We start from the raw sequence: 26,563 nt of genomic DNA, 5'->3' as shown, positions 1-26,563 counted from the left end.
GGGTGATTCCTTAATGAACATGTATATCCATAATCATAAACGCTCGTTAACGAGCTTTCTATTCGAGAAATATATCGGAACGTTAGATACCAAGAAAACTTTTTCAACACGCGAGCTTACCCGCAAACACCTGGATCATATGGGCTTGGAAAACATTAAACCTTATACCTTGGGTAAAACAAAACTGTCATCTTCCATTAAAGATCGCTCCCATGAAGACATGCAGGTGTTTACATTAAACGATCAGCATTCCCGTGAACAGAAGGTCATTCTCTACATTCATGGCGGGGCGCATACACACCAGCCGCTGTCTTTACACTGGAAATTCATGGACCGCATGGCTCAGGCTCTGAATGCCAAAGTTGTTGCTCCCATCTATCCAAAGGTTCCGCATTTTAATTATCAGCACACGTATCCGAAACTGCTCAATCTATACAGGGATTTGCTTGCCTCCGTAGACGACCCGGCACAACTCACCATTATGGGGGATTCCGCAGGCGGGAACATATCCCTAGCCTTGGCCCATTATCTGAAGATGCATGATCTCCCGCAGCCCAAAGATATCATCTTGTTATCACCTTGTGTGGATATGTTGCTGGACAATCCGGTCATATTTGATTATGAGACCCGCGACCCTATGCTCGCTGTCGAAGGGTATGATGTCATCCGGCGGATCTGGGCAGCTGACAAACCGTTGAACGATCCGTTAATCAGTCCAATCTACGGAGATTTCGCCGGTCTGGGCAAAATCAGCATCTTTATCGGGACTCACGAGGGTTTGTTTCCTGATAATATGAAGCTCGACAAACTGCTGACGGATCAAAGAATCGATCATCAAACGTACGTTTACCCCAAAATGAACCATGTCTTTGTCCTCTATCCGATTCCGGAAGCCAGGGATGCGCAGCGTAAAATAATTAACATCATAAAAAGCTCAACACATGAAGCTGGACAATAAACTGCAAAGCCTTCCCATAGCCGTTTGGCAAAAAGAACGAAAAAAAGCTCAATCCCTGGACTACCGCCACCGGATTGAGCTTACTTTCTGTTATTCTATCATCTAAATATTATTTATATGAACCATATTCAAACCAGTCAAAGTCCGCTACCTGATCGGAAGAAGTACCGTTGCTGCTGCTGAACATTCCGATACAACAGCCAACAAAGCCGCCGGCTACTTCGGTGCTCAGGCTGCTTGTATCCACCTGTTCCGCCACCAGATGATACTGACTTCCATCCGTGCTGTAATAGAAGTTGAGTTGCTGACCTGTCGCAGCCAGTTTGATATACACTCGCGATACTTCATCATCCAGCGCGATTTGCGCAATGTGGCTATCCTGACCATCTATAACGGTCACCACACGCAGCACCTGCTGATTCTCGACCAGAGCACGCTCAATCCGTACGTGATACAGATCGTTCTGAATGACGACAAGACCAGCCGTTTCGTTGGCATTCCCGGGCACAAATTCCATCGCTGTAGCTGCGACATAATCCATATGCCTTTGACGCAGACAAACAAAGCTGGAATTTTCTTTTTCCTTCAATGTTTGCGGTTTCAGCTTCAGCCGCAAGTATCCTTTTCGTTCGGTTAATGAATATAGATCCTCCTGAGGATTGCGCAGGAACATCCATTGCAAGCCCAGTTTATCACTGTCAAAATGGTCAAAACGCAGTTGCGGCTCTACCGGAACAGGCTTCAAATCCAATGTGCCCTGCTCCTCCAGGATTCCGCGGCCCTCATTAACAACAGGCCATCCGTCCTCCCAAACGACAGAAGCAAGGAACGTCTCCCGCCCCAGGTTGCTATAGCTCCCTCCATATGGACGCGAAGCAAGCATGACCATGAACCATTGACCGTTCGCAGCCTGCACCAAGTCGGCATGTCCTACATTAACAACAGGGTAACGTTTACCCAAATGGCGATGTGTAATGATTGGATTATTCGGATTCCCGACGTATCCTTCGGTCAAACTTTTACTACGAGCAATGGTCACGGCATGGTTTGGCCCTGTGCCTCCCTCTGCAATCAATAAATAGTAATATTCATCGATCTTATACAGATGCGGGCCTTCCGGCCAGATGACATCCACCATCGCCCCGCGCCACAGAACGTAACTGTCTCCCACCAGCTTCATACTGCCCAGATCCAACTCCCGCAGCCACACTTCCCAGTTCCCATTGTAACGAACTCCCTCGGAGCAAGGACGTGTACCAAGGTAATACGCTTTGCCGTCATCGAAGAAAATCGTAGGGTCTATGCCTTCTGCGCCTTCAATAAAATAAGGATCAGACCATGACCCAGCCGGGTCGGTAGCGGTTACAACAAAATTGCCGCCATGTGATACATTGGTTGTAATCATATAGAAGGTGCCTTCATGATACCGGAGCGTTGGTGCGAATATCCCCTGTGAATGGCCTGCTCCCTGAAGATTTAACTGTGAAGGGCGGTCCAACACATTCCCAATCTGTTTCCAATTCACTAGATCACGGCTCTGAAAGATCGGAACGCCAGGAAAATAGGCAAATGTTGATGTCACCAGATAAAAATCTTCACCCACCCGGCATACGGACGGATCTGGATAAAACCCGGGCATAATCGGATTGTTATACGTGCATTTTTCGCCTTGATTTGAATTTTTCATTCTTTTACCCCTCCAATGGTTAGTCCAGTCACAAAGTATTTTTGTAAGAACGGATACAGTAAAACAATCGGCATTGCCGTCACAACCGTGATTGCTGCCCGAATAGATACAGGCGTCACCATGTTGGTTACATTTTTGAATGAATCCACATTGACGGTTCCCCCCTGTGAGGTCGCAGAGGATAACAATTTCATCAGCTCATACTGCAAGGTGGTCAAATTCCGATTTCCCGCCGTGTACAACATGGAGTCAAACCAGGAGTTCCACTGACCTACAGCAATGAACAAAGCGACTGTAGCCAACACCGGCTTGGACAGCGGAAGCACGATGCGCATGAAAATCCGAAAATCTCCGGCTCCATCCATCTTCGCGGATTCTATCAATCCCTCGGACAGTCCCTGAATGTAGGTACGAATGACGATCATGTTGAACACCCCGATCAACCCGGGAATAATGTATACCCAGAAGCTGTTCAGCAGCCCCACTTGTTTGATCAGCATGTATCCCGGAATTAAACCACCGCTGAAATACATCGTCATGACAAACAGCGTTGTGACCAATTTGTTGAACATATACTCCTTGCGGCTCAGCACATAGGCCAGCATGGCTGTACAGAACAGCTGTACAACCGTTCCCACCACAGTTCTGGCGACCGAAACAAATGCGGCTTGTGTCAGATTCGGGTTTTGGAATACGGAGACGTAATTTTGCAGCGTCCATTCCCTCGGCCAGAGATAGATCCCCCCGCGGATCGTATCCAGCCCGTTATTGAAAGATACGGAAATGGTGTTTAAAAAAGGATATAACGTAACAACCATGACAAGCAACATAAATATGCCATTGGTGATGGAAAAAATAGAGTCACCCAAGCTTCGTTTTCTGCTAAATCGCTTCACAGTTCTGCCCCCTTATCATATCAATCGCTCTTCACCAAGAGACTTGGCAATCCCGTTGGCGATAAATATGAGCACCAGACTGACCACACTTTTGAAAATGCCTGCTGCGGTGGCAAGTGAGTAGTTGCCGAGATTAATCCCGTATTTCAAAACAAAAATGTCGATCGTCTCGGATACATCCTGCACAAGTCCGTTCCCCAGCAAGTATTGAATCTCAAAACCTGCGTTCAGTACGTTACCAACGTTGATGATGAGCAGGATAATAATTGTTGGTTTGATGCTTGGAAGTGTGACATTGAACATTTTACGAAACCGTCCGGCTCCGTCGATGGAAGCTGCCTCGTACAAGCTCGGATTAATCGACGCCATGGCCGCCAGATAAATAATCGTGCCCCAGCCGATTTCCTTCCACATGCTGGACAGACCTACAATCCCCCAGAAGTACTTTGGTTCGGCAAAAAAATTGATCGGTGCATCAATCAGGCCCAATTTCGTCAACAGCACATTCACTATTCCTGTTTCCGTTGATAATACATTCGCAACAATACCTGTTACGATGATCCATGACAGGAAATGCGGAAGGTAGGAAACCGTCTGTACCACGCGTTTGAACAATACCATTCGCAGTTCATTCAATAAGAGCGCCAGACCAATCGAGCCGACAAATCCCAGAAACAGACTGATCAGGCTCATCGCCAGCGTATTGCGAATGACACGTAAAAATGTAGGGTCCGTGAATAACGTTCGAAAATGATCCACCCCAACCCAATCCTGCTCCATAAAACCAATGCCCGGTCTATAATTCTGAAACGCCATCAACCAGCCCCATAATGGTCCATACGCAAAAATAGCGATAAACGCAATAAACGGAAATGACATCCACATTAATTGTCGCTGACTTTTCATTCTGGACAGGTTGTACCCGATCCAGCTTGTTCCCGCAGGGATATGGCTGGTTTTTAACGAAGGCTGCAGCTCCTTTTTGGCCATGTTTTTTCTCTCCTTGCTTACGAGTTTATCTATATCACCCAGTCTGGGTGAATCGATTCCATTCCTATCCAATCTCCCAATCTAGCGTGTAAGAAAGGCTACGGGGTTCCCCATAGCCTTTCTGTGTGACAGGCCTTTATCCCCACAGTTCCATACGTCTGCGGACTTCTTCCGTCAGCGCATCTTCATACGCTTTAATATCTGCACTTTCCTTGAGCGTGGCTTGATATTCTTCCCAAGCCTTATCAAATTCGGCTGGTGAAGTCATAATCACTTTGGGCAGCCATTTGCGTTTTACATCGTCCATTTTCTGTCTGGCGATGGTCTCCGGTTTATTCGGTTCAAAATTATAGGTATAGATTGGGAACCACGGTTCATTTTCCTCCGCAGGCTCAAGGAAGTCGGTAAACTTCGTATATCCATAAGCCTTCAGCACTTTTTTGTCGATGTCATTCAATGTAGCAAGATACTCCTCCGGCTGCTCCTTAGGGTCAAGGGCATTTTTCCCGTCAGCGGTCATGCCTTCATGATGCGGGAAATAGACCAACGGGCTTCCCGTGTTTGCCAGCACCCAGTCCGGATCTTTGGAATTCGCACGTTGCTCTTCATTCCTGGAGAACACGCCTTTGTCATCTACTTGGTAATCCACGCCTTCCTGTCCCCAGGTTCTCAATACCTCCATCTCAGGGTCCAGCAAATCATTAATATATTGAAGTGCTCCCTCGATATCCTCGCAGCTCTTTGTAATGGCCAGGCCACCATTCACGTTAAGGATTGGATTGTTCTGATAACGCCCTTTAACATCCTCGGAGAGTGTAATGGACAACGGTACATAGGTTTTGTCGTACAATTTTTGCTTCACGAGTGATGCCTCGGCGTCAAGGAACTGCCATCCTTGATCCACCATGCCCAGCACACGTCCGGTTGAAATTTTGGAGATATATTGATCATAGTTTGCTGTAAAGGTTTCGTTATCGACCAAACCTTGATGATATACCTCATTGATCTTCTTGAAATATGCCTTGGCTTCCGGAATGGTATTATAGTTTTTGGCCGTCAGCGTTTCTTTATCAACGATGGCTGCGCCTTCGTTAGGATAACCAGCCATGAAGAGCGGAGGGTTCTCCAGTGCGAAATAACGCCAGTCATAGGAGATAATTTCAAATCCAATGGTTGGCTGACCATCAACGGTCGGGTGAGCTGCTTTATATCGTTCAATCAAGTCGAAGTATTGGTCAAGCGTTTTGATTGTCGGATAATTATCCCACTCCAGTACGGCCTTCTGAATCCAGAATGCTTCTCCGTCATGGGATACTTTCATCGACTTTTCTTGTATATTGCCGAATTGAGGAATGAAGTAGATATGTCCATCCGTCGTATTTTTCATCTTCTTCCAGTCTTCGCCCAGGTAATTTTTGATGTTTGGATATTTATCGATGTAATCCTCAAGAGGTACTAACGCTCCTGCTGCTACCAGTTGCTGAGTACCATCACTCCCATCGATAAAATCGGGATATTCGCCGCCTGCAATGAGTACACCAATCCGCTCTTTGGCTGTTTGGCCAGTAAGCCAGTCCATCGTGACTCTGACGCCTGTTTTCTCCTCAATAGCCTTTAACACCCGATTATCGTCAGGCGCAATTTTTCCCGGTACGGCAAAAAATGCGGAAAATTGTTTCAATTCCCTTCCATCTGCTGTCTTTTCCCCTTTCGAGGACGATCCCGGTGTACATCCAGTGAGTGCGATGACCAGTATTAAAGCGAGCAGAGCACTATACTTGATTCTTTTTCTAACATCCTTTTTCATCATGACCCCTCCATCGATTATATTGACAGAAGCTTTTTGGAAAGCGCTTTCCAAAGGCTGACTTAAAATTATCATGCTTCCATGCCCCTCTCAACGGGATAAACTATAGATGGAATCCCACTAATTCCAGCATCTGCGAAAAAAAATATCCCGCCGCTCCGTCAAGGAGTGCAGGATGTTAATCAAGAGAGTACGCAGCATGGGCACTTTTACGATATTGTGCAGGAGTCTCCCCCATGAGTTTCTCGAACCGGCTAATAAAGTAATCGGAATCCCGATATCCCACCATTGTTGCGATTTCGTATACTCTTTGATCTGTTCTGCGCAACAGCCGGGCGGCTTCCTCAATACGTAATTGATTCAAATAATCACTGAAGCTGATCGAGAAATGCTTTTTGAAAATCTGACCCAGATATGCACTATTCATGTAAAACTGCTCCCCGAGCAATTTCAGGCTGATATTTTCTCTGTAATGCTCGTGAATGAAGGCCTCAATTTTGGCTAATACGCCCATCGCATTTGACTTTTGCTGCTCCTTCAGTTTCTCTGCGCACATGAGCGAGAATTCGCATAAATGTTCAATGTTTTCCTCCATGGATAACATCGCGTAGTTCACCTTCAGAAAAGTCGATTCCATCAACCCCGAATCTGGAGTAACCGTATCGTTATTCACGAGATCCAGCAATGTGTATGCCAAATAATGCAAGTGGATGCGGACAATACCAGGCTCGATTCGCTCATCCAGAAAAAATTGAAAAATGGCCTTTGCATGACTGTATAACTCATCCGTCTGCTGTTCCTCAATAGACTTGACTAGCCTATCAAATAATTGTTTTTCGAACTGTCCCGGCCGATTAACAAATAAGGTCGTATCCATAAGTTCGAAGTAATAAATGGGCCTGCAAGTGGTGAAGAAACGTAAGCTTTTCATTATGCCGCAGGATTGATAAGACTCGTGCAGCGCCTCCAACTCATGTACTTCCTTTCCGACATAACAAGCAATAGCCGCCTCTTGACCATGGCTCAGATCGGCATGTAATCGGGTCAAATATTGCTCCAAGGTCACTGCCTCACGGTTCACCATCAGGTCCGTAACCATGAGCAGAACCGCATTTTTATCACCGGTGAACGGCTTCAAAATTTGTCCCGGCAAGGGCTTGCCCACCCACGCCTCAACTCTAGCGCACCAATCCGTTCCCTGTTCTGGACCGGCTTCCGCCTCAATCAGGATGCAACGCAGTATGCCGGCATCTTGATAGTGGGGCTGCAGACTCGTAACAGCTTCCTCCTCGGCCACCCCAAGCAAGATCGACTGCATATGCTGGGCCATAATAATCCGATCTTTTTTTTGCTGATATCGCTTCTCTTCTGTCCGCGCATTAAATGCGACCCTGAACTCCTCAAGCACCTGAACCAGTTCGGCCTTCACAATAGGCTTGAGAATGTAGTCATCCACCTGGTATTTAATCGCCTGCTTGGCATATCCGAACTCATAGAATCCACTTAGAAGAATCAGCTTGATGTCACCGCCATATTGCTCGTACAAGGTTTTGGCAAGCTGCAATCCGTCCATTTCCGGCATCTTGATGTCGGAAATCACCAGATCGGGCTGCATAGCGCGTATGCACTCCAAGGCCTGCATGCCATTGGAAGCCTGACCGCAAATCTGAAATCCGTAAGACTCCCAATCAATTAACAATAGAAGTCCTTGGCGAATAAATGGCTCATCGTCCACAATCAGCACGTTGATCATATCCTCGCTCCTTATTCTTGAGATGCCTGCATAAGAGGAATTTGAATGCCAATCGTTGTTCCCTTCCCCTTTTCACTGAATATGTGCACCTGAACGAAATCATCAAAATACATCCGCAGCCGAATATATGCATTCATCATACCAATGCTGCTAAGCTCGCTCATCCGATCCATACTCGGGTCTTGCATCATTTTGCGGAGCGAGGCCAGCTTGTCCTGATCCATACCGACTCCGGTATCTCGAATGGAAATGTACAGTTCATTACTTCGAATTTCGAATAACACCTCCACGACCCCATCATTCGAAGTCCCCTCAATGCCATGGATACAAGCATTCTCCACAAAGGTGAGAACGGTTAGCTTGGGTATCATCATGGCAGCAATGGATTCGTCTGTGATCCGGATTGCAAATTGCAACTTTTCACCAAAGCGATACTGCTGGATACTCAGATAACTCTCTACAAAATTGATTTCCTCTGCGATTGTAATCAGATCATCGCCCCAATTGATCGTCTGACGTAACAGCAGTGCCAGTTTATGAATGACATCGGAGGTTTCAAGCTCGTCCTTGATCAAACTCCGCATACGGATCGTTTCAAGCGTGTTGAACATGAAATGGGGATTCACCTGACTCTGAAGGGCTTTCAGCTCCGCCTGCTTTTTGGAGAGCTCAAGGGCTTGCCGCTCCACCTGGCCCTTAAACACAATCTCAATCAGGTTCTTGATCTTGATGACCATCATGTTATAACTATGGGTCAGGCTGCCGATCTCGTCTTTGCCCACAGGTCCCGATATCACCTCAAATTTCTCATGCTTCACTTGATCCAGGTGCTTCGCTATCCGATCAACTCTGATGACCAGTGATCTGGATATCAACCAAATTAGCAGTGTCGGCACCAACAGATTAAGAATGATTAGTAAAGTCAAATTAAGCTTGGAATTAACAATCTCCGACAGAACGTCCAATTTCTCCGTGCTGACGACAATCTGCCAATCCTCGGATACGACTGGAATCGATTGCATGGATTGAACAGGATCAATTGGACTGTTTGCAATCAAATTAAATGGCTTGCGCATCTGATTCATTTTTGAATCGTTCGAGAAAATGACCCTGCCATCCGAAACGACATACACCTTCCCATTGGCTCCCTCATTTTTAAGCGATTTGTTGATGAAAGCGTAGTCCAGATCAACCTTTAACACCTTTTCAACCTGCTGCTCCCCAAAGTAATCCAGCTTACGAATAATGCTTACTTTGCGTCCTCCCTGACTTTGCGACATCTCCGCCTGCTGTTTGTCAAAATACGAATAGATCATGATATGGTCGCTCGTGTTCATCAGCGCTTGATACCAATCACTTTTCTTCACCTCATCATCCAGCTTAATGAAGTTTCCTCCATTGACGAAGGTATCATTGCCAACATAAAACGTAATTTGATTCACCTGCTGGTAGCTGTAGTAGTACCTGACCAGATTGTTGTTGCTAAGCATATCATAGTAGGCAGAGTAATAGTCTTCCTGATCGCGATACTTGAACTCCATGAACCGGTTCAGCGTTCCATCGGTATAGAGAAAATTGGACACATACAAGCTATTGTCTATACTGTTCCGCAGGTTGAACTTGATCCTTTGCTGCATTTCATTGAATCGGCTATGCTCCTTCTCTTCAATGTTACCTTTGATGCTTTGGTAAAACACGGTATTTGTGACCAGGACCGGGACCAGCACACAAAAAATGAACAATATGTACAACTTGGTTTTGAGACTCCAATCATCCAGAAACTGAATACGCTTACAGTATTTCTTGCGGCTCATGTTATGTCTTTGTCTCCTCTAACCATGTCATATATCAACATTATTATAACGAGTACAGGATGGGTTGGATACTGCTATCCAGGATTTCCGGGAAGCCTTTAATCAACCTCCCGTTCAACTGGCCCAACAAGACAGACACTAACACCCCACATATTTTCGTATGAACCCGATCTGATCTTAAGTCGAAACGACGATCACGTTATAATTTCAAGAGCATTTCGTACTGGCCCACATGATATGAAAAACCTGATTTGACCAAGAGGAAATCTTCCATCGGTTTCAGATGAGACTCCACATTGAGGACACTGATTCTAGGAGATTCTGTGCGTTGGACCATCTCTGTCAGGATGCTGCTTGCAATACCTTTGCCCCGGTAATTTTGGTTCACTGCAAGCTGTGGAACATCACCTGTTTTTTGATCTATAATGCCATAGCCAACAATGCTTTGATCCTGACGTGCAACCACATAGATAAAAGCCTCCGGTACAGCGTAGATGGAATCAATTGAATTTTGCCAGGAGGGCTCCACATCCCAAAATTCCTTAAACTGCTCTACATCGATTCTCTCCACACATTCCACCGTGCAGGTCGTTTGCGGTATGAATTGATCTTTTTGCAACTGGAAACATGAAAATTCCCTTTGAATTTTGAAGTTTTGTTTACTGTACAGCTGAACTGCAGATTCGTTGGATTGGATGACTTCCAGCAAATATTGCTCTACATTTTTTTCTTTTAACAGCTTTTGAATATTCAAGAGCAGATTGCTTGTAATGCCTTGCCGTCTGCAATCTTTTACAACGCCTGTCCCAAGATCATATGCAGTTGTCTTTCCATTCCAGCTTCGAAGCCCATTGATAACAAATCCGACCATTCTCTCATCCTTAAAGGCTCCCATAGAAATTTCGGGGTGATAACCCCTTCGTTGGAGCATTTGCTGAAACTTCCAAAAAGGCAAATCCATTTTAACCTGATAGTCGGAGAACGCATCCACAAACGCCTCGTGAAGTGTCTCCATGCTTATTTTGTCCAACAATTTATAACTGTACATTAGGGCACTCTCTCCTTTAAAAAGATGAAAACAATAATATATTAGGGCTCATGATCCCTATCCTTATTTAAATATTCTACTAAATAGTGTTAAAACTATAAAGTAATATCCGTACGATAAAATCTGCTTTCTTCAGAGTTTTCAGACACGTCCTAATAACTAAAATAGACCGCTCCCTGGTTAAGGAATACGGTCTATCGAGTCATTATTCTATGGGGATACCGATTTTGTTAAACCAATTTTGGTGATCACCGTATCGTACGGGTCCAATTCCACGGTCTGTTTTCCATGCTCTGTATTGATCGTCGTGGACTGAACCTGATTGCTATTATTGATCACAACCAATATGTTGCTCTCGGGGTAATAGGCGCACTCGGTATACAAGTTATCCGTGATGTACTTTGTTTCATGGAATTCATTGCCCGCAAATCGAATCAAATTCAGAAGTAGTCTTGTATTTTCCCAGCTGAATTCGAAGGAAGGCAGGTAGATCCCTTTTCCTTTTCCAAAAGCATGTGTGGACAGTGTGATCTGACCATCCGTTTCATTCACTACAGCTGCTGACCCATCAGTAAGATAAATGTTATCTTTCGGAAGTATGCTGGCCCCCTCAGGCAACAAACCATACTCATCATTAACTTCATACGACCATTTTCCATGAACAACCCTTGCACCTGTATCCTCATCTACCCCAAGCACATGAGCCATTCTGAAAAAGCTGTCGTACCCGTCCATTGCCGAAGGCTGGTTAATGCCAATAAAGGTACCACCCTCGTACACCCATTGGGTCAATAAGTCCACAGACTTGTGGTCACTCCAATGCGCTCCACCGCTCCATGCTGAACCTGCAGAGCCGGCATTGATGACGACATCTATATCCTTCAATGCGCCCTGACGAATATCATCAAAATCAATAAACTGCACGTCAACAGGCAACCCGGCTAATGCCTCATTCACATGAATCAGATCATGCATATGCGTTTCATGAAAATGACCGGACAAGGTCCACGATCTTAACTTGCCCCAGCTATGCAGCACGGCTACCTTTGTCTTGATCTGATATGGTTTTCCCTCTTGATGCAGCTCTTTCATTTCCCTGAATTCATGGGCAATCTTCTCGATATAATCCACAAAGTCCGGGTAAGGCTCAACCAGATGCAAATATCCACCCAGTCCAATCCGGTCAATCGACTCACGCAGCAGCGCACGCCGGATATTAATCCAATATTTCTTGGCATCCAGGGTAGGGTCGCCTCCCTCTTTGAAGGTAGGAAGCCCGCCTAAGCCAACTGGGAACAGGTAGGGATGCAAGCGAATCTCATGGGTATCAGCCTTAACGCCTGAGCACATTCTTGCCTCATAACCGGAGAACACACATTTGATCATGCCGTCGAATCCAAACTCCTCAAAGCGGTCATTGTACGGCTCCATGCCCACCCAGCTGTCATCATAGAAGACATACGCCAGCTTGTCATGCTTGTGTACAATATCAATTAACTTTTTACCGAATTCAATCACAAAATCATTGATAAATGCCATCCAGTCCAGTTTGCGCTGATTCGCAGGCATATGAGTGACCTGATATTTACCACCATTCACAAAGTCCTCAGCTGAGAGTGAGTACCCATATTTTTGAGCAAACAGATCCAGCGCTCTCGAACTCACCGTGAAATCGTATGAACCCCAATCCGAGAACAGATGGCGATTCCGCTCATCACTGCCCCAGATCCAGGCGAAGTTATAAAATAGGGACGTAAAACGTACAACGGTTGTTTCCGGGTGTTCTTGGCACCACTTTTCCATCCAATCCAGCAAATAGGTTTGGGTGTCTGTATAGATCGGGTCAATCTGCATCAGATGCTCTTTGTCCCAATTATTCGTCGTGTGATTGTACATGGAAATCTCTTCCCAGATCCGATAAACCATGAAACTCACCGTGTATTTATGCCAAGGAGCAACGCCGGTAATGACAACATTGCCAGATTCCCTTTCATAATTCCACTGTCCTCTAGGAACTTCTTCCCCAGTCGTTCGGTCGTACACCTGCCAATACTTAAACGCTTCTTTCGAATCATTCACCCTGAATTGTTCAGCGAAGAAGTCCTCCATCAGATAGATGGATACATAATCTTGCACAGCAACCTTCGGATTCGTAATGAGAAAACATTGCTGCAACTTATCCAAATTACGGGATGCCCACTCATTATGATCCCGAATAATGCAAATGGTTGAATAGATGCCATATCCGGCATTGATAATCTCATCGGACAACTTTGTACCGTCACTGTCACGGATCACATCGGCACCCCAGCGGTTGGCAAGTTCAAGCGTCAGTGCTTCATAACCGGATTCTCCCGGTAGTGTAAAGGAGCCTTTGGTTAATTTGGACAATTGGGTTCCCTCCCTATCTCAACATATCGGACAGAAAAGCGAGTGCCAGGCCCTGGCCCCAGCCCTGAATCCAGTCTTTTGGAATATTGCGATAGCCATCCCGATCCTTCATTACCGCCGTACCGCCAGACACACCAAGCACGCGCCCATCTTCGCTAATGTTGTTCAGGATGCCTTCCAATGCCTTTTGCACGTATTTGGTATGCAGTGGATTGCCGTTGTTGATCATCGCTGCTGCAATACCCGCGGAAGCCGATACCTCTTCATACGAATCTTCGTCATCCAGAACCGTACGCCACAAGCCATTCTCGGTCTGCACCAGCTTGAGAGCCGCCAACTGATCCCGAAGGGCACACTCTACATCCATACATTGCGGATACAAGTACCAGTCGTTCAATTGAGGTTTTACTTGAGACATCGTATAGGCTCCCCAAGCATTCGCTCTTCCCCAGTAAAATCCGGACATGTGGTCCTTGTTGATATTATTATAACCGTGATACCACAGACTGCTGCTCGGATCTTGCAGGTATTTGATATGCCAGTAATACTGATTCAGCGCATCCTGGATCATGGCTTCGTCTTTTAATTTGCTACCTACGCGAAGCAGGAAAAATGCCGCCATAAACAAGGTGTCCGCCCAAGCCTGTTCCGGAAAATCATTGGAAACCGATACCGTATGCTGAAGCACATTGTCTCCAAAGCGAAGTGCATGATTCTGGAGATAATCGACTTTGCTGAGGACAATATCCCAATATTTCTGATCCCCGGTTTCTTCATATAAAGTGATGAGCACATGGCCCATGGCACATGTATTCACCGTCCAACTTGGCAGACCCAGCTCGATATATTCGTCTGCCCATTTCACCAGCCTGTCCAGAATCTCTTGGTTGCCTGTCGTTTGATAGGCTCTGGATACACCATAATAAGCCACTCCACCGGGCCAATCCCATGTCAGATCCATATCCAGTGTTTTCTTGGTAACGTTCTCGATTACATGTAGAATCTGATCCCTGTCATATTTCACTTGAAGCATTGTTATTCCCCTCTCCCTGCGCACACGCCCCCAAGTGCGCCCTGAGAGGTGTCCGTCCATTGTTGTAAACGCTTTACTTATTACATTGTACGCAGTAAAATAGTCTCAATCTAAGCATATTCATAACAAAACTGCGCAATTTCAATCATTTATACATAGGAGTCCTCGAAAATGCCCAAACCGAAGAAACCTGTCATTGAATATCGTCACTACAGCCTGCCCATTGATTTCCCTGTCCTGTTACTCAGTGGGGACCGCTGGAGAATATCCGATATCAAGAGTGAGCATCTTCATTTCCATAACCACATGGAGATTGGCATCTGTTATTCAGATGGAGGGATCATGGAGATTAAGGGAGAATCTGTGCCTTTTCGAGCAGGGGACATCACGTTCATTCCCCGATATCTTCCGCATACCACATACAGTTCACCTGATAACGCCAGCCTGTGGGCTTATATCTTTTTTTCACCGGAAGAACTCTTTCGTCATTCGCTCAAAAGAGCACAAACTCACATTGAACCGAATCTATGGGCGATTCAGGGAACCAATTGCATTCTGAATAAGGAACAGCATCCCAAAATTCATATGCTCGCAACTTCAATCGTTGAAGAAATGAAGCAGCAGTCCCCCTACTATCGGGAGAGCGCGTACGGCTTGTTGATGTCTCTATATATCGAACTGCTTCGAATTCATGCGAGCAGCGAACGCTTGTCATCTCAGGATCACGAACGGGAAAGAGACCTCCAAGGTGACTTGGTCATCTCACCCGTGCTGGAGTTTATCACCAAAAACTATATGATGCCTGTGACCATCGATTACCTCGCTGATCTGTGTCATCTGAGTACAACGCATTTTCGCCGCAAGTTCCATGAAATTATGGGAACCACGCCGCTTGATTTTCTGAACAGTACCCGGATTGAAGAGGCATGCAAACGATTAAAAAGCACCGAGGCCTCCATTCTGTCCATCTCTGAGCAGGTCGGCTTCCGATCCATCTCCAGCTTTAACCGCTGCTTCGCCAAACTGATGGGCGAATCGCCTAAAGCCTGGCGCAAAGGCGCTCATACAGAAGCACAGTCTGCAAAAGCCTCAATATTGGAATTTACGGGGTGGGTATGAAGGAATTTGTCGAAATGTGATTGCGCCCCCCAGAGATATTCGCTACAATGCCGATAGAATACAAGAGATTTTGTCCGAAGCTACCAAAGGATTGAACAATCTCTAAAGGAGCAGCATTTCGTGTTATTAAAAATTTCAGGTGTTGTCCTGACTGTTGTACTTGCCATTACCGTACTGCTGCTGTCAACGATCAGAGAACCACAATCTGCTGCGCTTCATGCCCGTCAAGGTGTTCTGGACCTCTCGGCCTGGGACCCTGAACAAGACGAGCGGATCAAGCTGGACGGGGAGTGGGAATTTTACTGGGAGCGATTGCTTCCTGACGAATCTGCAACATCGAATCAGGCTGGTCCAACGAAAGCACCCGACACCTATGCAACCGTTCCCGGCTCCTGGAATCGACTTAAAGTGGATGGTGAACGACTGCCAACCCACGGCTTCGCCACGTATCGACTGGTACTGCGTAATGCACCTGTTGAGGGAACACTGGCGATCAAAAAAATGAACATCCGTTTTGCCAGCGAGATCTACATTAATGGCAACAAGCTGCTGGAAGACGGGCATGCCGTGGCAAAATCCGCAGGTTACCGACCAGGCAACTCCCCCCAGATTGGCTTTTTCCCCTATCATGGCGGTGACATTGAGATTTTGATCCGGGTGGCTAATTACGATTACACGGACTCTGGCATTCCGGGTCCACTCTTTTTCGGCGAACAAGCAGCCATGCTGAAAAAACATCAATTCAACACAGCTATCGAATTCGGCACGCTTGCTGTACTGGCTACCATTTCGATCATATTCCTCGTCAGTTACCTGGGGTCTGCACTCTACCGAAACAGGGACGACTCCCTGCTGCTGATTGGTCTAATCTGTCTCCTGTATGCACTCTATAACGGCATGATCAGCGAACGTGTGTTATCGATGGCGGGCACGGAAATCTCCTTTAGCACGCTCTATAAATTAAAAGATTTCTGCTCTGTGGCATGTCTGGGTCTGTTAACCTTTTACTTCTACCGATTCAAAACAGGCATCCTGTCCGGTATGCTCACGGCGTTGATCCTGATCATCTTCGGAGCTTACTTATGTATGGTCACGCTCCTGCCTATTTCCATCTACGGGCTGGCTGCACCTTACGTCGTCGTTATGTACACGTTGATGCTGCTCTGGTTGCTCTATCAATGTGCAAAACAGTTCCTAACCAGTGAGAAAGGCGAACGGCTGTCTACTTTTCTGTGGTACGCAGCCCTCTTAAGCATCATGCTGTACTGTCTGGACATTAATCTCTTCTCGATCTCGCTCAAGGAAAATATGAATATCGGGCAGGCTTCCATTGTCCTGTTCAGCATCCTGATGCTGTTTCTGGCGGTGCTTCGGTTCTTCGAGGCCTATCGTACGGTCCGCACCCTCAAAGATCAGTTGCTATTGCTGGACAAGGTGAAGGACGACTTCCTGTCCAATACTTCGCATGAGCTCAAAACACCGCTGAACGCGATTGTTAACATCAGTGAAAGCCTGCTTAAAGGCGCAGAAGGTCCCCTTACCGATGAGCAAGCACACAATCTGGCGATCGTGACGGGAAGTGGCAGACGATTAACCTATCTGGTCGATGAATTGCTGGATTATTCGAAAATGAAACATGGCGACATCCCGCTCCACCGGTCTTCGACCGATCTGTACTCGTTTGTCGAATCGGTCATGCGTATGCACTCCTTCCTGCTTGGCGCGAAAAAGGTGGAGCTTATCAACCGCATCCCGGCGCATTTCCCGCCGATCTATGCAGACGGCAATCGACTGATTCAGATTTTGCATAATCTGATCGGCAATGCCGTTAAGTTCACGGAACGTGGCACGGTAAGCATCAAAGCTACGGTCGTGCAAGGCAAAGCGGAAATACGCATTGTGGATACCGGCCGTGGTATCGGTACGGACAAGCTGGAACATATCTTCCTGCCGTTCGAGCAGGAAGCGGATACGGGGCCAGTCGTTGCTGGAGGCACCGGTCTAGGACTAAGCATTACACGCAAGCTGGTCGAGCTGCATGGCGGAACCATTCATGCGGAATCAGCACCCGGCATGGGTGCTACGTTCATCCTGACCTTTCCGCTGGCAGAGAATAAAGGAGAGAAACGTTCCAACGTCATGCCACTTACCATCGCTCCTACAGGTCCTGGTAATCGGCTACTCCGGTTCGAAGAACCAACGATTGTACAAGGGAATAAAGACGAATGGATCATCGTTGTGGATGACGACTCGGCTAATTTGCAGACAATAGTGAATCTCTTGAAGCTGGAAGGTTACAGTTATGCGGTCACTTCACGCTCCCCTTCCGTACTGGAGTTGCTGGACAAACTACCTGCCGTGCATCTCGTCATTGCTGATATCATGATGCCTGACATGTCGGGTTACGAATTGCTGGAACGGATCAGGGAGCGCTTCTCTCCTTCCGAGTTGCCTGTACTCATGCTAACGGCGAGTAATAAAGCCAATCAATTGAAGCTGGCCTTGGAGAAAGGTGCCAATGATTTTGTATCCAAGCCGTTCGAATCGGAGGAACTGCTGGCACGGATCGGCGGTTTGACTCGGATGAAAACATCCGTCCAAGCTGCACGAGATGCAGAAATATCTTTTTTGCGGTCACAGATGAACCCGCACTTTCTGTACAACGCCCTGAACGCCATTGCCGAATTGTGTGTGGATGCGCCAAATCGGGCAGAACAATTGATTTTGCAATTATCGAGTTACTTACGACGGAGTGTGCACTTTAAACATCTGGACTCAAAAACTAGCCTAATGAACGAACTGGAGATGATCGAGGCATACGTAGCGATTGAGCAAGCCCGCTTTGGCTCAAGGTTGGAGGTCATTATCGATGTGGATGCTGATGTGAACCGGAACATGGACATTCCACCGCTCACGTTACAGCCCCTGATCGAAAACGCAATTCGGCATGGGCTGATGTCCAGCATTCGCGGTGGTCGGGTCATGTTGTCTATCCGCAATCTGAATGATACGGAAACACGGTTCACCATCGAGGACAACGGAATCGGCATAACCAAGCAACGGATGGACGAGATTCGGCAATCCACGGACGGCAGTAACGGTGTTGGACTATGGAATATTTCCAGCCGGTTGAACCTGCTGTATGGCAGACACCTTCAGATGGAAAGTCTGGACGGCGAGGGAACGCGGATTACCTTTGATCTTCCAAATCAACGTCTAAGCACAGATGGGAACGGGGGTTATGAAACATGAAGATAAAAGTCATCATCGTGGACGATGAGGATTTGTCGCTGAAGCGACTGAATCGCATTTTGACAGAAAGCGGAGAAGTTGAGGTGTCTCGCGCATTCCATGACCCGGAGGAAGCCTGTGAATATGCGGCAGAGAATAGCTTCGATGCGGCATTTCTGGACATTACGATGCCTCGCATCTCGGGTATGCAACTCATTGGTGAATTGCGTAAACATCATCCTTCGCTTCCCATTGTGCTGGTGACTGGATATGAGGAATATGCGGTGCAGGCCTTTGACAAAGAGGTGATTGATTACGTCATCAAGCCGGTCACGGCTGAGCGACTGAACCGCAGCATCAAACGGTTGCAGGAAAAGCTTCACAAGTCCGTGACAACACCTGAACCAGCGGTGCCTGGACCCAAACTGAACGTTCGTCTGTTCGGTGAATTCACCGTGTTTGGCGGTGCCGGAGCAGACAGTCCCATCAAGCTTAGAACGCCCAAAACCGAAGAGTTACTTGCATTCTTGCTGTATACCAAATCAACCACCCGCGATGCCTTGGCCGATACGTTGTGGAAGGACCTCAGTCCGCAGAAAGCCTGGACCAACATCAATTCCACACTGTACTACGTGCGACGTGCCATCGGTGATAACAGTGACGTGCCGATCATTCTCAAGGACAGAAACGGTATCCGTATCGACCGGGAAGCGATTAACTGTGATCTGTACGAGTTCGAGGCTTTGTTCCGACAGATGCGTCAGGCATCAACACATCGCCCCGAGCTCTTCGAGCGGATGGATACGTTGTATACGGGTGAACTTCTGAAAGGAAGGCATTATGAGTGGGCTTTTGCGTGGTCCAGACAGCTGGAACTGGATTTCATCATGACGATGGAAACTGCTGCCCACTATCACGCGAAGGCAGGCGAGCCGTTACGGGCGCTGTATTATTTTGAACGTATCCTCCAGATTGATTCGATTCGGGAAGATATTCATCGCGAGATCATCCTGTTGTATCTGTCGCTTGGACGAAGAACCGAAGCGCAGCGACAGTATCTGGTGCTGGAGGAATTGCTCCAAGAGGAGCTTGGCTCCAGTCCGGCAGCAGATATCAAACAACTGTTGCGACAATCATGAAACAGCAAAAAGCCCATGCCTTGGCATACTGAACTGCTCCCATCGTAGTCTTCTACGGTCTACTATAACAGGGAGCAGTTCAGTGTTGCTTTTGGCTTGGGATTTTTGCAATAAATGGACGTTTATTCGTTCATAACTGATGATTTTACATCATCATTGTCTAGAATCAATTACTCATTTATAAGTTTTTCTGTATTAAGGGTAAAGCCTTCAATCACAACATCTTCGTCCACTTCAATCATGATGCAACGTCTGCCTTGATAATTCACCTGCTTCACATATCTCAGGTCTTGCGGGCTAACCGAAATCGTAGCGACCTTGGTCTCGATCTTAATAGACTTGGACGTAAACTTCGGCATAACACTGGTCGCCTTCATCTCATAGTTCTTGTTATCAACGATGGTTTCGAAGGCACGTTCTACTTTCTCCGTTGTCAGATCTTCTATACCGCTTGCGGTCAGTACACGTTCCAGATCTTTATAATCCAGCTTCGGAGGTTCTTCCTCATGGGACTCTTCGTTAATCTCGATGACTCGGTTGATCTCCTCGTATACATGTGCAATGGTGGCTGAATCGAGCTGTTCACCGGCCACTTCCTTGACGATATCTTCGAAGATCGCCCGTTCTTCCAGTGCGGTTACGGATCTTTCTCCATTCAATACATTTTCAACAAAATGCGGATCCGGGAAATTGGATTTCCCTGTACAATAGAGTACACGATTCACATCGGAGTAGTTGTCCGTCACGCTAGGGTACAGGAATCCTTGCTCTGGCGTGCTTAATTTGATAATCGGATCTACAATGATGTTGTATTTGAATTCTCTCTCCACGTAGTCAAACAAGAGTGTTTTCCGCTGTTTCTCCGTGGAATTCACGCTGCACAGAATGAACGGATGAGCGAACACCTCATTCTTCTCACTCTCTTCCGTAGCTTCGTTTCTAGCCTTGGTCGGCAGATAATATTGTCCACGCACAAACGTAGCTACCATATCCCGCTCAAACTTCGTATCCACCAACATTCGATCCACGAGCAGTAGCATCAGATCCTGCCATTCATCCGGATCACCTGTGACCAGAGCCTGGTGAAGCAGTACCTGTGCCGGGTCCTCCGCCGCTTCCTGGAACTTCAATTCGAATAACTTCTGATCCAAATCACCTGTCAGCAATTTTTTGAAATTGCCCATGTACAGCTCCTGCTTCTCTCTGTCCACCAGTTCGAACGGGTGACGCTCCCAGTGATAGACCTCATTCGTTTCCTTCGTAATATACACGTTGAGAATATCGTAAATATTCAGTAGATCGTGATCGAGTTTAAACTGCTTGCGTATATGCGCGACTTCTTTTTTATTCATGATTCGTTAGACAACTCCCACAATATATAATTTTATCTGCGTGCAGCTCTATATCCTAAAAGCCAGTGCTCCCTTGGAAGTTTTCATCTGAGCAGTAGGTCACAAATGGGCGCAGCTATGGAGTAGCTGGATCAAGCCGTTCTTGCTCTCCATTTCTGTACTCTCAGTGAGAAATTATATCATATAATGATGACGATTAATGAGAATCAATCTATGGAAACAGAAAGACGCAACAGGAATGACTCCCGTGCGTCTTTTTTCGTTGTTTAACGATTCTTAAAAAATTAATTACTGCTCGGCAATATATCCATATTCAACAGGGGTGCTCTGCTGGAAGAAACTTTCCTTGTTTCCCGCAGAAACAGTAATCCCATGAACAAGGACACTCCGCCAATAATAATCAGCAATGCCCCCAACTCCTGACTGTAGGCTGTCAGCGCCCCGTCCCTAAACGCCATTCCACGAATCAGACGGTTAAGCCAGTTCATGGGTAATGCCCATGCGAACATTTGGAACGGTTCTGGGAACGCCAGCGGCGTTAATTGAATTCCCGTAGCCAAAAAGGAGGGATACAATACAAAACTGGTTCGTAGGCTTACTTTCGACATATCTTTGGCAGTGTATCCAATCAGCATACCCATGAGTGACAAGGCAAAAGCATAAACAACTAACGGAATGATAAAAAGATAAGCCTCTGCTTCAAACCGCATTCCCCCCACCTGCTTTAATAATCCATAGGTTAGAAGCAGCGAAAGGGAACTCAACACAGCGTAAGGTACACTCCGAACCCATATCTGGAAAGGTGACTTTCCGTTTGCAAACAGTTTCCCTTCCTGACGAAGCCGGGGTACAATTGAGCCCGCTGCACTTGTTGTAATCATCAATACTACGATATTCACAAATCCAAGCACCATAAAACCGACATAACTGGAGGTTGGATTAAACAGCATCCGCTGCTGAAGGGATAACGGTGACACGATTCCTTTAGCTGTCTCGGCATCCATCCCTTTTTGGATCAGACGTGTCATGGAAAGGGTCATATTCTCTGTCAGTATGATTTCCTGAATCGCAGTGCGAATACCTGTTAACCCCGAGGGCATCGTGTTATCCATCAAGATGCCGATATTCGTCGATTTCCCTTGTTGTTGACGCAAACCCAACTGATTGGGAAGCATAATGACCGCTACAGCCTGCTCGTTGGCAAGCAATGTTTCAGGACTCATTCGGCTCGCATATACGCTTTTGACGCTCATATATTGTGACGCATTTATCTTGGAGATCAATTGCCGTGAATATTCGCTATGATCCTCATCAATAACCACAACTGGTGATTTATTAAGTTGATTCTGCGAGAACATTAATCCAAAAAATAGGGCTGCAATCATTGGCCCAATAAAAATTAGCCGTATATACTTACTGTCCGCGACGTACTTCCATTCGTCAATCAGTGATTTCATCAAGTTTCACCTCTGCTGTCATCCCCGGAAGCAAATCGGTATTCGAATCCATCGATATTCGGACCAGAAACATGCTCAAATCGGCTTGCCCTTTTTCCCGCGACATACGCAAGTTCGCAAACTGAGGAGCAGTTGAGATGAAAATAATACTCCCTTTCACCTGCGTTGGCTGATCCAAATAAGGGAAATGAACATCAATGCTTTGATTCACTTCAAGCTGTTGAATTTCACTTTCCTGTATGTAAAGGTCGGTGTAATACGTATTCTTTTGCACAACTGCTAGCGGGACTCCTGCTTGGACTTGATCTCCCTGTATTACAGCAACTCGGTCAACCAACCCGTCATACGGTGCAAGTACCTCCTTATCTCCCTCCCCCGCTGATTTCACTTTGAAAAGTACCTCTCCCTCTTTCACGGAGTCACCTGCAGACACACCAACCTCTGCAATCGTCCCGGGACTATTCTGATAAAATAATGTCGTTTGCTCAGCCTCAAGTATGCCTTGTTTACTGCTCTCGGCCTGACTTACAGCATCCTTTCCTTTAACAGCCAGAAGTGAACCTCCAACAATGAACACCATCGCAATTCCGATATACAAACCTGCTTTTAACTTCATCTTTTTATCTCTCCCATTCCCAATCCTCGTGTATGGTTAAATTTGCTGACTATTTTTGCTTTTTCATTTTGATGACCGCGTTCTCGGCTGCCTCCATGATCACTTCTCCCAAAGTGGGATGAGGGTGAATCGTCATGGCCAGATCTTCCACGGTTGCGCCCATCTCGACCGCAAGTGCAAGCTCCGATATCAGTGTGGATGCCTCCACTCCGACGATTTGCGCACCAATGACAATTCCTGAAGTCGGGTCAGCCACTATTTTCACAAAACCTTCGGTTTCCCTTAACGCCAATGCTCTTCCGTTGATCCCAAAAGAAGATTTTCCGATAACCACCGGAATGGCCTGCGCTTTGGCTTCCGTCTCACTTACCCCAACACTGGATATCTCCGGATCAGAAAACACGACAAGCGGAATTACCTTGTAATCCACTTTGGAGGTAAGACCAGCAATGGCTTCTGCGGCTACTTTGGCTTCATAGGATGCCTTGTGAGCAAGTGCCGGACCGGCTGTAATATCTCCAATAGCGTAAATGTGAGGGATAACCGTTCTGCACTGTTCATCCGTCTCAACCAGTCCTTTGTTCGTTACGAGCACACCTATGCGTTCCAGTCCTAACTGGCCGTCTGTATTGGGTTTTCTGCCGATCGTAACCAGTACATATTCTGCTGTAACTTGTTGCTGCTCCTGATTTTTTGAATAATGCAGTGTAACGGAATCCGCATTGTGCTCCACCTTTTCGGCAATCGCTCCGTTTACGATCTGGATGCCGTCCGCCTTCAATTGTTTGACTACAGGGGCTGCAAGTTCCCCCTCGAATCCAGGCAATACTTGTGCGCCTCCCTCCAGAATTGTTACCTTGGTTCCGAATTTGGCATACATCTGTCCAAGCTCCACCCCAATATAACCTCCGCCGATCACAATCAGACTACTCGGAACCTCCTGTAGAGATAATGCTTCAGTGGAAGATAAGATGCGACCTCCAACTGGAAATGCTGGCAATTCAATTGGACGAGACCCCGTTGCCAGTATGAGATTTTTAAAAGAAATGCTTTGCTCCTGCCCAGCTTGCTGGATCCTGGCTGTGTGCTCATCCACCAGACTGGCCTCTCCTTCCAGAATGTTCACACCCGCAGTCTTTAACAAATAGTGGACGCCACCTGCCTGTTTATTCACAACCCCCTGTTTAAAATCCTGAGCAGTCTTAAATGTCGCTGCCGCGTCAGCTTGATTGAACTGTCTGAACCAATCATAGCGATGCGATTCCGCAATTAAAGCTTTGGATGGTATGCAACCCACATGTGTACAGACCCCGCCGAGCTGTTTACGTTCGACAATCGCCGTTTTCATCCCCAACTGCGAAGAACGAAGCGCCGCCACATATCCCCCTGGACCTGATCCAATAACTAACGTATCCACAGATTCAAGCTTGCTCATATTCTGATACCTCCCGATTTGAAGTCATAAAATATGATGACCATAATATATTATAACCATCATATTTTAAGACCGTCAACAACCGTATTTGGCCCTTTTCTAAATCAACTGATATTCAGTCGCCAAATTGACAGGCTTTATTATGATGACTATAATATTTTAAAAGCATAATGATGAAACTATGGAGTGAATGATCATGCCCTATCCCAAAGGACATAAGATAAAAGTACGAGGTAAGATTGTTGAAAGTGCGGCTCGAGCTTTTCGCACCAATGGTATCCAGGAGGTGAGTGTCCCGTTTATTATGAAGGGAGCTGGATTAACTCACGGAGGGTTCTATTCACACTTTGACAACAAGGAACAATTGGTTGCCGAAGCCTGTGAATATGCCATTAGTGATACCATTACACTTCTAAAGAACGTGGCTCAGGAAGAGCAGAATTCCAAAATTAATAAAGTAATCGATTATTATTTGAGTCCGTATCACCGCGACCAAACAGAAATGAGCTGTATTTTCCCCGCCCTTTCCAGCGAAATATCCCGTTCGTCCGAAGAAGTTCGGCAGGTGTTCACCCATGAATTGGAGCGGATGATCACTTTTATCTCCAATCTGGCTGAGATCGATATGTCCAGCGGTCGTGCACTGTTCAGTACAATGGTTGGTTCGCTTGTGCTTGCACGCTCTGTTACTGATCCTGAGCTTAGCGACAGCTTTCTCTCGGCGGGCAGACAGCAAGCCAAAGAAATGGTTAAAAGGAAAGATATGTAGAGGTTTCGGTTTTTTATATTATACGTAGATTTGATGCTGCTATATCGAGTTGAAACACAAATAGACCGCCCACCCTTGCAAAGGTTGCGGTCTACTTAATTGTGTATCCTCTTGTTAAGCCCACCGCCCTTAAAAGCGGCTATTGCATCAGAGAGTCGTGTTAGCGCACGGCTCTCTTTGCATTATAAGCTGTTTCTGTCCTCATTTTAACATGGAGATTGTGGATTTCAATCCCACGATAACCATATGTTCCGTATGTTAAAACTGACGATACGGCGAAAATTTCAGCATCTTACATATTTACGCTTGAAGCCCGTCCGCCCTTTTTCCACTGCCTTTTGGATATTCTCAGAGGCATTCAGCAACTTGCTCTTGGGCATGTCCTTGTTCACTTCAACGGGGCCAACGACCTGAGCTGTCTCCACCGCCTGATTGTGCAACGGTTGATAGGATGTTGCAACGGTATACAGGAAGTTGTTCATCGAATATTTTGTTCGTTCCGGAGATTCGTGAATCGTCTTTTTCACCTGTTCCAGCATCTCCATCAGTTTATTCTCCGAAAACTCAGCATCCTTTCGACTGCCGAGCAACCAACAGTAACAGCTCCATCCTGCTGACATTTTTAGCTCATCTCCGCTGGCGATCCACTTATCCGAAACTTCTTGAGTAATATCCGTCTCTGCCAACGTGACGGCAACGATGAAGTCAGAGATCATGTAAAAATAAGCAGCGTCAATCCAACGGTCAAAATCAGCTTCCGTCATTGCTTGAGGATCGGCAATCACGCCAGCAAAGTACATCGCATCATAATTCCCCGTTGCATATAGTTGCTCTGCCAAAGGTTGATCCTTTTTGATCCGCTTCGCCATTGGTTTCATCGCCCCGGTTGCCACGCCAAATAGCGGTTCATGCGCACCGTTAGAGATATAGATTTTTTTCGTTCGTTCTTTACCCAGCGCTTCTAGCTCTTGCATCACTTCATCTAGATTCATTTCGCGACACTCCCAATCCTATAAATTATATATCTGATCAAATCAAACAGACACTTATGTTTAACAAAAAACCGAT

General features: G+C 46.4%; 19 protein-coding genes. 5 read left to right on the top strand and 14 right to left on the bottom strand.

What is annotated here, in order from left to right; genetic code table 11:
- The first annotated feature begins 13 nt into the window (after positions 1 to 13).
- The gene (locus NST38_RS04340; RefSeq protein ID WP_340031895.1) at positions 14 to 958 is read left to right on the top strand and encodes an alpha/beta hydrolase; all 945 of its coding nucleotides are present in this window, start codon (positions 14 to 16) and stop codon (positions 956 to 958) included.
- Between the two features lie 109 nt (positions 959 to 1,067).
- On the opposite strand, the gene NST38_RS04335 is transcribed toward NST38_RS04340, so the two are convergent.
- From NST38_RS04335 to NST38_RS04295, 9 genes are all read right to left on the bottom strand, one after another.
- A complete protein-coding gene (locus tag NST38_RS04335) occupies positions 1,068 to 2,645 on the bottom strand; it encodes a glycoside hydrolase family 43 protein (RefSeq protein WP_340031894.1) in 1,578 nt (525 codons plus the stop codon).
- Positions 2,642 to 3,541: a carbohydrate ABC transporter permease gene (locus tag NST38_RS04330; RefSeq protein WP_340031893.1), complete on the bottom strand. Its 900-nt coding sequence runs from the start codon at positions 3,539 to 3,541 to the stop codon at positions 2,642 to 2,644. Before NST38_RS04330 ends, NST38_RS04335 begins: the two co-directional genes overlap by 4 nt.
- Before the next feature lie 15 nt (positions 3,542 to 3,556).
- Positions 3,557 to 4,531, bottom strand: a complete 975-nt coding sequence (locus NST38_RS04325; protein WP_036606005.1) for an ABC transporter permease — start codon at positions 4,529 to 4,531, stop codon at positions 3,557 to 3,559.
- Between the two features lie 136 nt (positions 4,532 to 4,667).
- Positions 4,668 to 6,338, bottom strand: coding sequence for an extracellular solute-binding protein (locus tag NST38_RS04320; RefSeq protein ID WP_017690608.1), 1,671 nt, complete (start codon positions 6,336 to 6,338; stop codon positions 4,668 to 4,670).
- Between the two features lie 178 nt (positions 6,339 to 6,516).
- Positions 6,517 to 8,091 carry a response regulator gene (locus NST38_RS04315; protein WP_341343809.1) on the bottom strand — a complete coding sequence of 525 codons (1,575 nt, stop codon included), beginning with the start codon at positions 8,089 to 8,091 and terminating at the stop codon, positions 6,517 to 6,519.
- Positions 8,092 to 8,102: 11 nt separating this feature from the next.
- Positions 8,103 to 9,905: a cache domain-containing sensor histidine kinase gene (locus NST38_RS04310; RefSeq protein WP_076319993.1), complete on the bottom strand. Its 1,803-nt coding sequence runs from the start codon at positions 9,903 to 9,905 to the stop codon at positions 8,103 to 8,105.
- Positions 9,906 to 10,104: 199 nt separating this feature from the next.
- Positions 10,105 to 10,953 carry a GNAT family N-acetyltransferase gene (locus tag NST38_RS04305; protein WP_076319994.1) on the bottom strand — a complete coding sequence of 283 codons (849 nt, stop codon included), beginning with the start codon at positions 10,951 to 10,953 and terminating at the stop codon, positions 10,105 to 10,107.
- A 210-nt stretch (positions 10,954 to 11,163) separates the two neighbouring features.
- On the bottom strand, positions 11,164 to 13,344 hold the full coding sequence (gnpA, locus tag NST38_RS04300; RefSeq protein WP_076319995.1) for a 1,3-beta-galactosyl-N-acetylhexosamine phosphorylase: 2,181 nt from the start codon (positions 13,342 to 13,344) through the stop codon (positions 11,164 to 11,166).
- A gap of 13 nt (positions 13,345 to 13,357) precedes the next feature.
- Positions 13,358 to 14,377: a glycoside hydrolase family 88/105 protein gene (locus NST38_RS04295; protein WP_339197047.1), complete on the bottom strand. Its 1,020-nt coding sequence runs from the start codon at positions 14,375 to 14,377 to the stop codon at positions 13,358 to 13,360.
- Between the two features lie 171 nt (positions 14,378 to 14,548).
- Here NST38_RS04295 and NST38_RS04290 point away from each other — a divergent pair, with 171 nt between their 5' ends.
- The 3 genes from NST38_RS04290 to NST38_RS04280 all read left to right on the top strand — a co-directional run bounded on the left by NST38_RS04290 (position 14,549) and on the right by NST38_RS04280 (position 19,866).
- Complete coding sequence (locus NST38_RS04290) at positions 14,549 to 15,496, top strand: AraC family transcriptional regulator (RefSeq protein WP_076329539.1); 948 nt, start codon at positions 14,549 to 14,551, stop codon at positions 15,494 to 15,496.
- 120 nt (positions 15,497 to 15,616) lie between these two features.
- Positions 15,617 to 18,748, top strand: a complete 3,132-nt coding sequence (locus NST38_RS04285; RefSeq protein WP_341343808.1) for an ATP-binding protein — start codon at positions 15,617 to 15,619, stop codon at positions 18,746 to 18,748.
- The gene (locus NST38_RS04280) at positions 18,745 to 19,866 is read left to right on the top strand and encodes a response regulator (RefSeq protein WP_051449570.1); all 1,122 of its coding nucleotides are present in this window, start codon (positions 18,745 to 18,747) and stop codon (positions 19,864 to 19,866) included. Before NST38_RS04285 ends, NST38_RS04280 begins: the two co-directional genes overlap by 4 nt.
- Before the next feature lie 170 nt (positions 19,867 to 20,036).
- Here the strand turns inward: NST38_RS04280 and NST38_RS04275 are convergent, their stop codons facing one another.
- The 4 genes from NST38_RS04275 to lpdA all read right to left on the bottom strand — a co-directional run bounded on the left by NST38_RS04275 (position 20,037) and on the right by lpdA (position 24,726).
- Positions 20,037 to 21,218, bottom strand: coding sequence for a DUF4317 domain-containing protein (locus tag NST38_RS04275; RefSeq protein WP_036668338.1), 1,182 nt, complete (start codon positions 21,216 to 21,218; stop codon positions 20,037 to 20,039).
- Positions 21,219 to 21,502: 284 nt separating this feature from the next.
- Positions 21,503 to 22,675 carry an ABC transporter permease gene (locus tag NST38_RS04270; protein WP_036606015.1) on the bottom strand — a complete coding sequence of 391 codons (1,173 nt, stop codon included), beginning with the start codon at positions 22,673 to 22,675 and terminating at the stop codon, positions 21,503 to 21,505.
- Positions 22,659 to 23,291: an HlyD family efflux transporter periplasmic adaptor subunit gene (locus NST38_RS04265; RefSeq protein ID WP_341343807.1), complete on the bottom strand. Its 633-nt coding sequence runs from the start codon at positions 23,289 to 23,291 to the stop codon at positions 22,659 to 22,661. The genes NST38_RS04270 and NST38_RS04265 overlap by 17 nt, the downstream gene beginning before the upstream one ends.
- Positions 23,292 to 23,340: 49 nt before the next feature.
- Positions 23,341 to 24,726 (bottom strand): dihydrolipoyl dehydrogenase, encoded by a 1,386-nt coding sequence (gene lpdA / locus NST38_RS04260; RefSeq protein WP_341343806.1) that lies wholly within the window; start codon positions 24,724 to 24,726, stop codon positions 23,341 to 23,343.
- Positions 24,727 to 24,922: 196 nt separating this feature from the next.
- On the opposite strand from lpdA, the gene NST38_RS04255 reads away from it, so the two are divergent.
- A complete protein-coding gene (locus NST38_RS04255) occupies positions 24,923 to 25,495 on the top strand; it encodes a TetR/AcrR family transcriptional regulator (protein WP_341343805.1) in 573 nt (190 codons plus the stop codon).
- A gap of 284 nt (positions 25,496 to 25,779) precedes the next feature.
- Here the strand turns inward: NST38_RS04255 and NST38_RS04250 are convergent, their stop codons facing one another.
- Entirely contained in the window at positions 25,780 to 26,487 is a 708-nt protein-coding gene (locus NST38_RS04250; protein WP_341343804.1) for a DNA alkylation repair protein, read from the bottom strand.
- Between the last annotated feature and the right edge of the window lie 76 nt (positions 26,488 to 26,563).

The sequence above is a fragment of the Paenibacillus sp. FSL H8-0104 genome (assembly GCF_038050215.1).
GTDB lineage: Bacteria > Bacillota > Bacilli > Paenibacillales > Paenibacillaceae > Paenibacillus > Paenibacillus amylolyticus.
The sequence above is the reverse complement of the archived record's forward strand: the minus strand, read 5'-3'. Positions and strand labels throughout refer to the sequence as shown.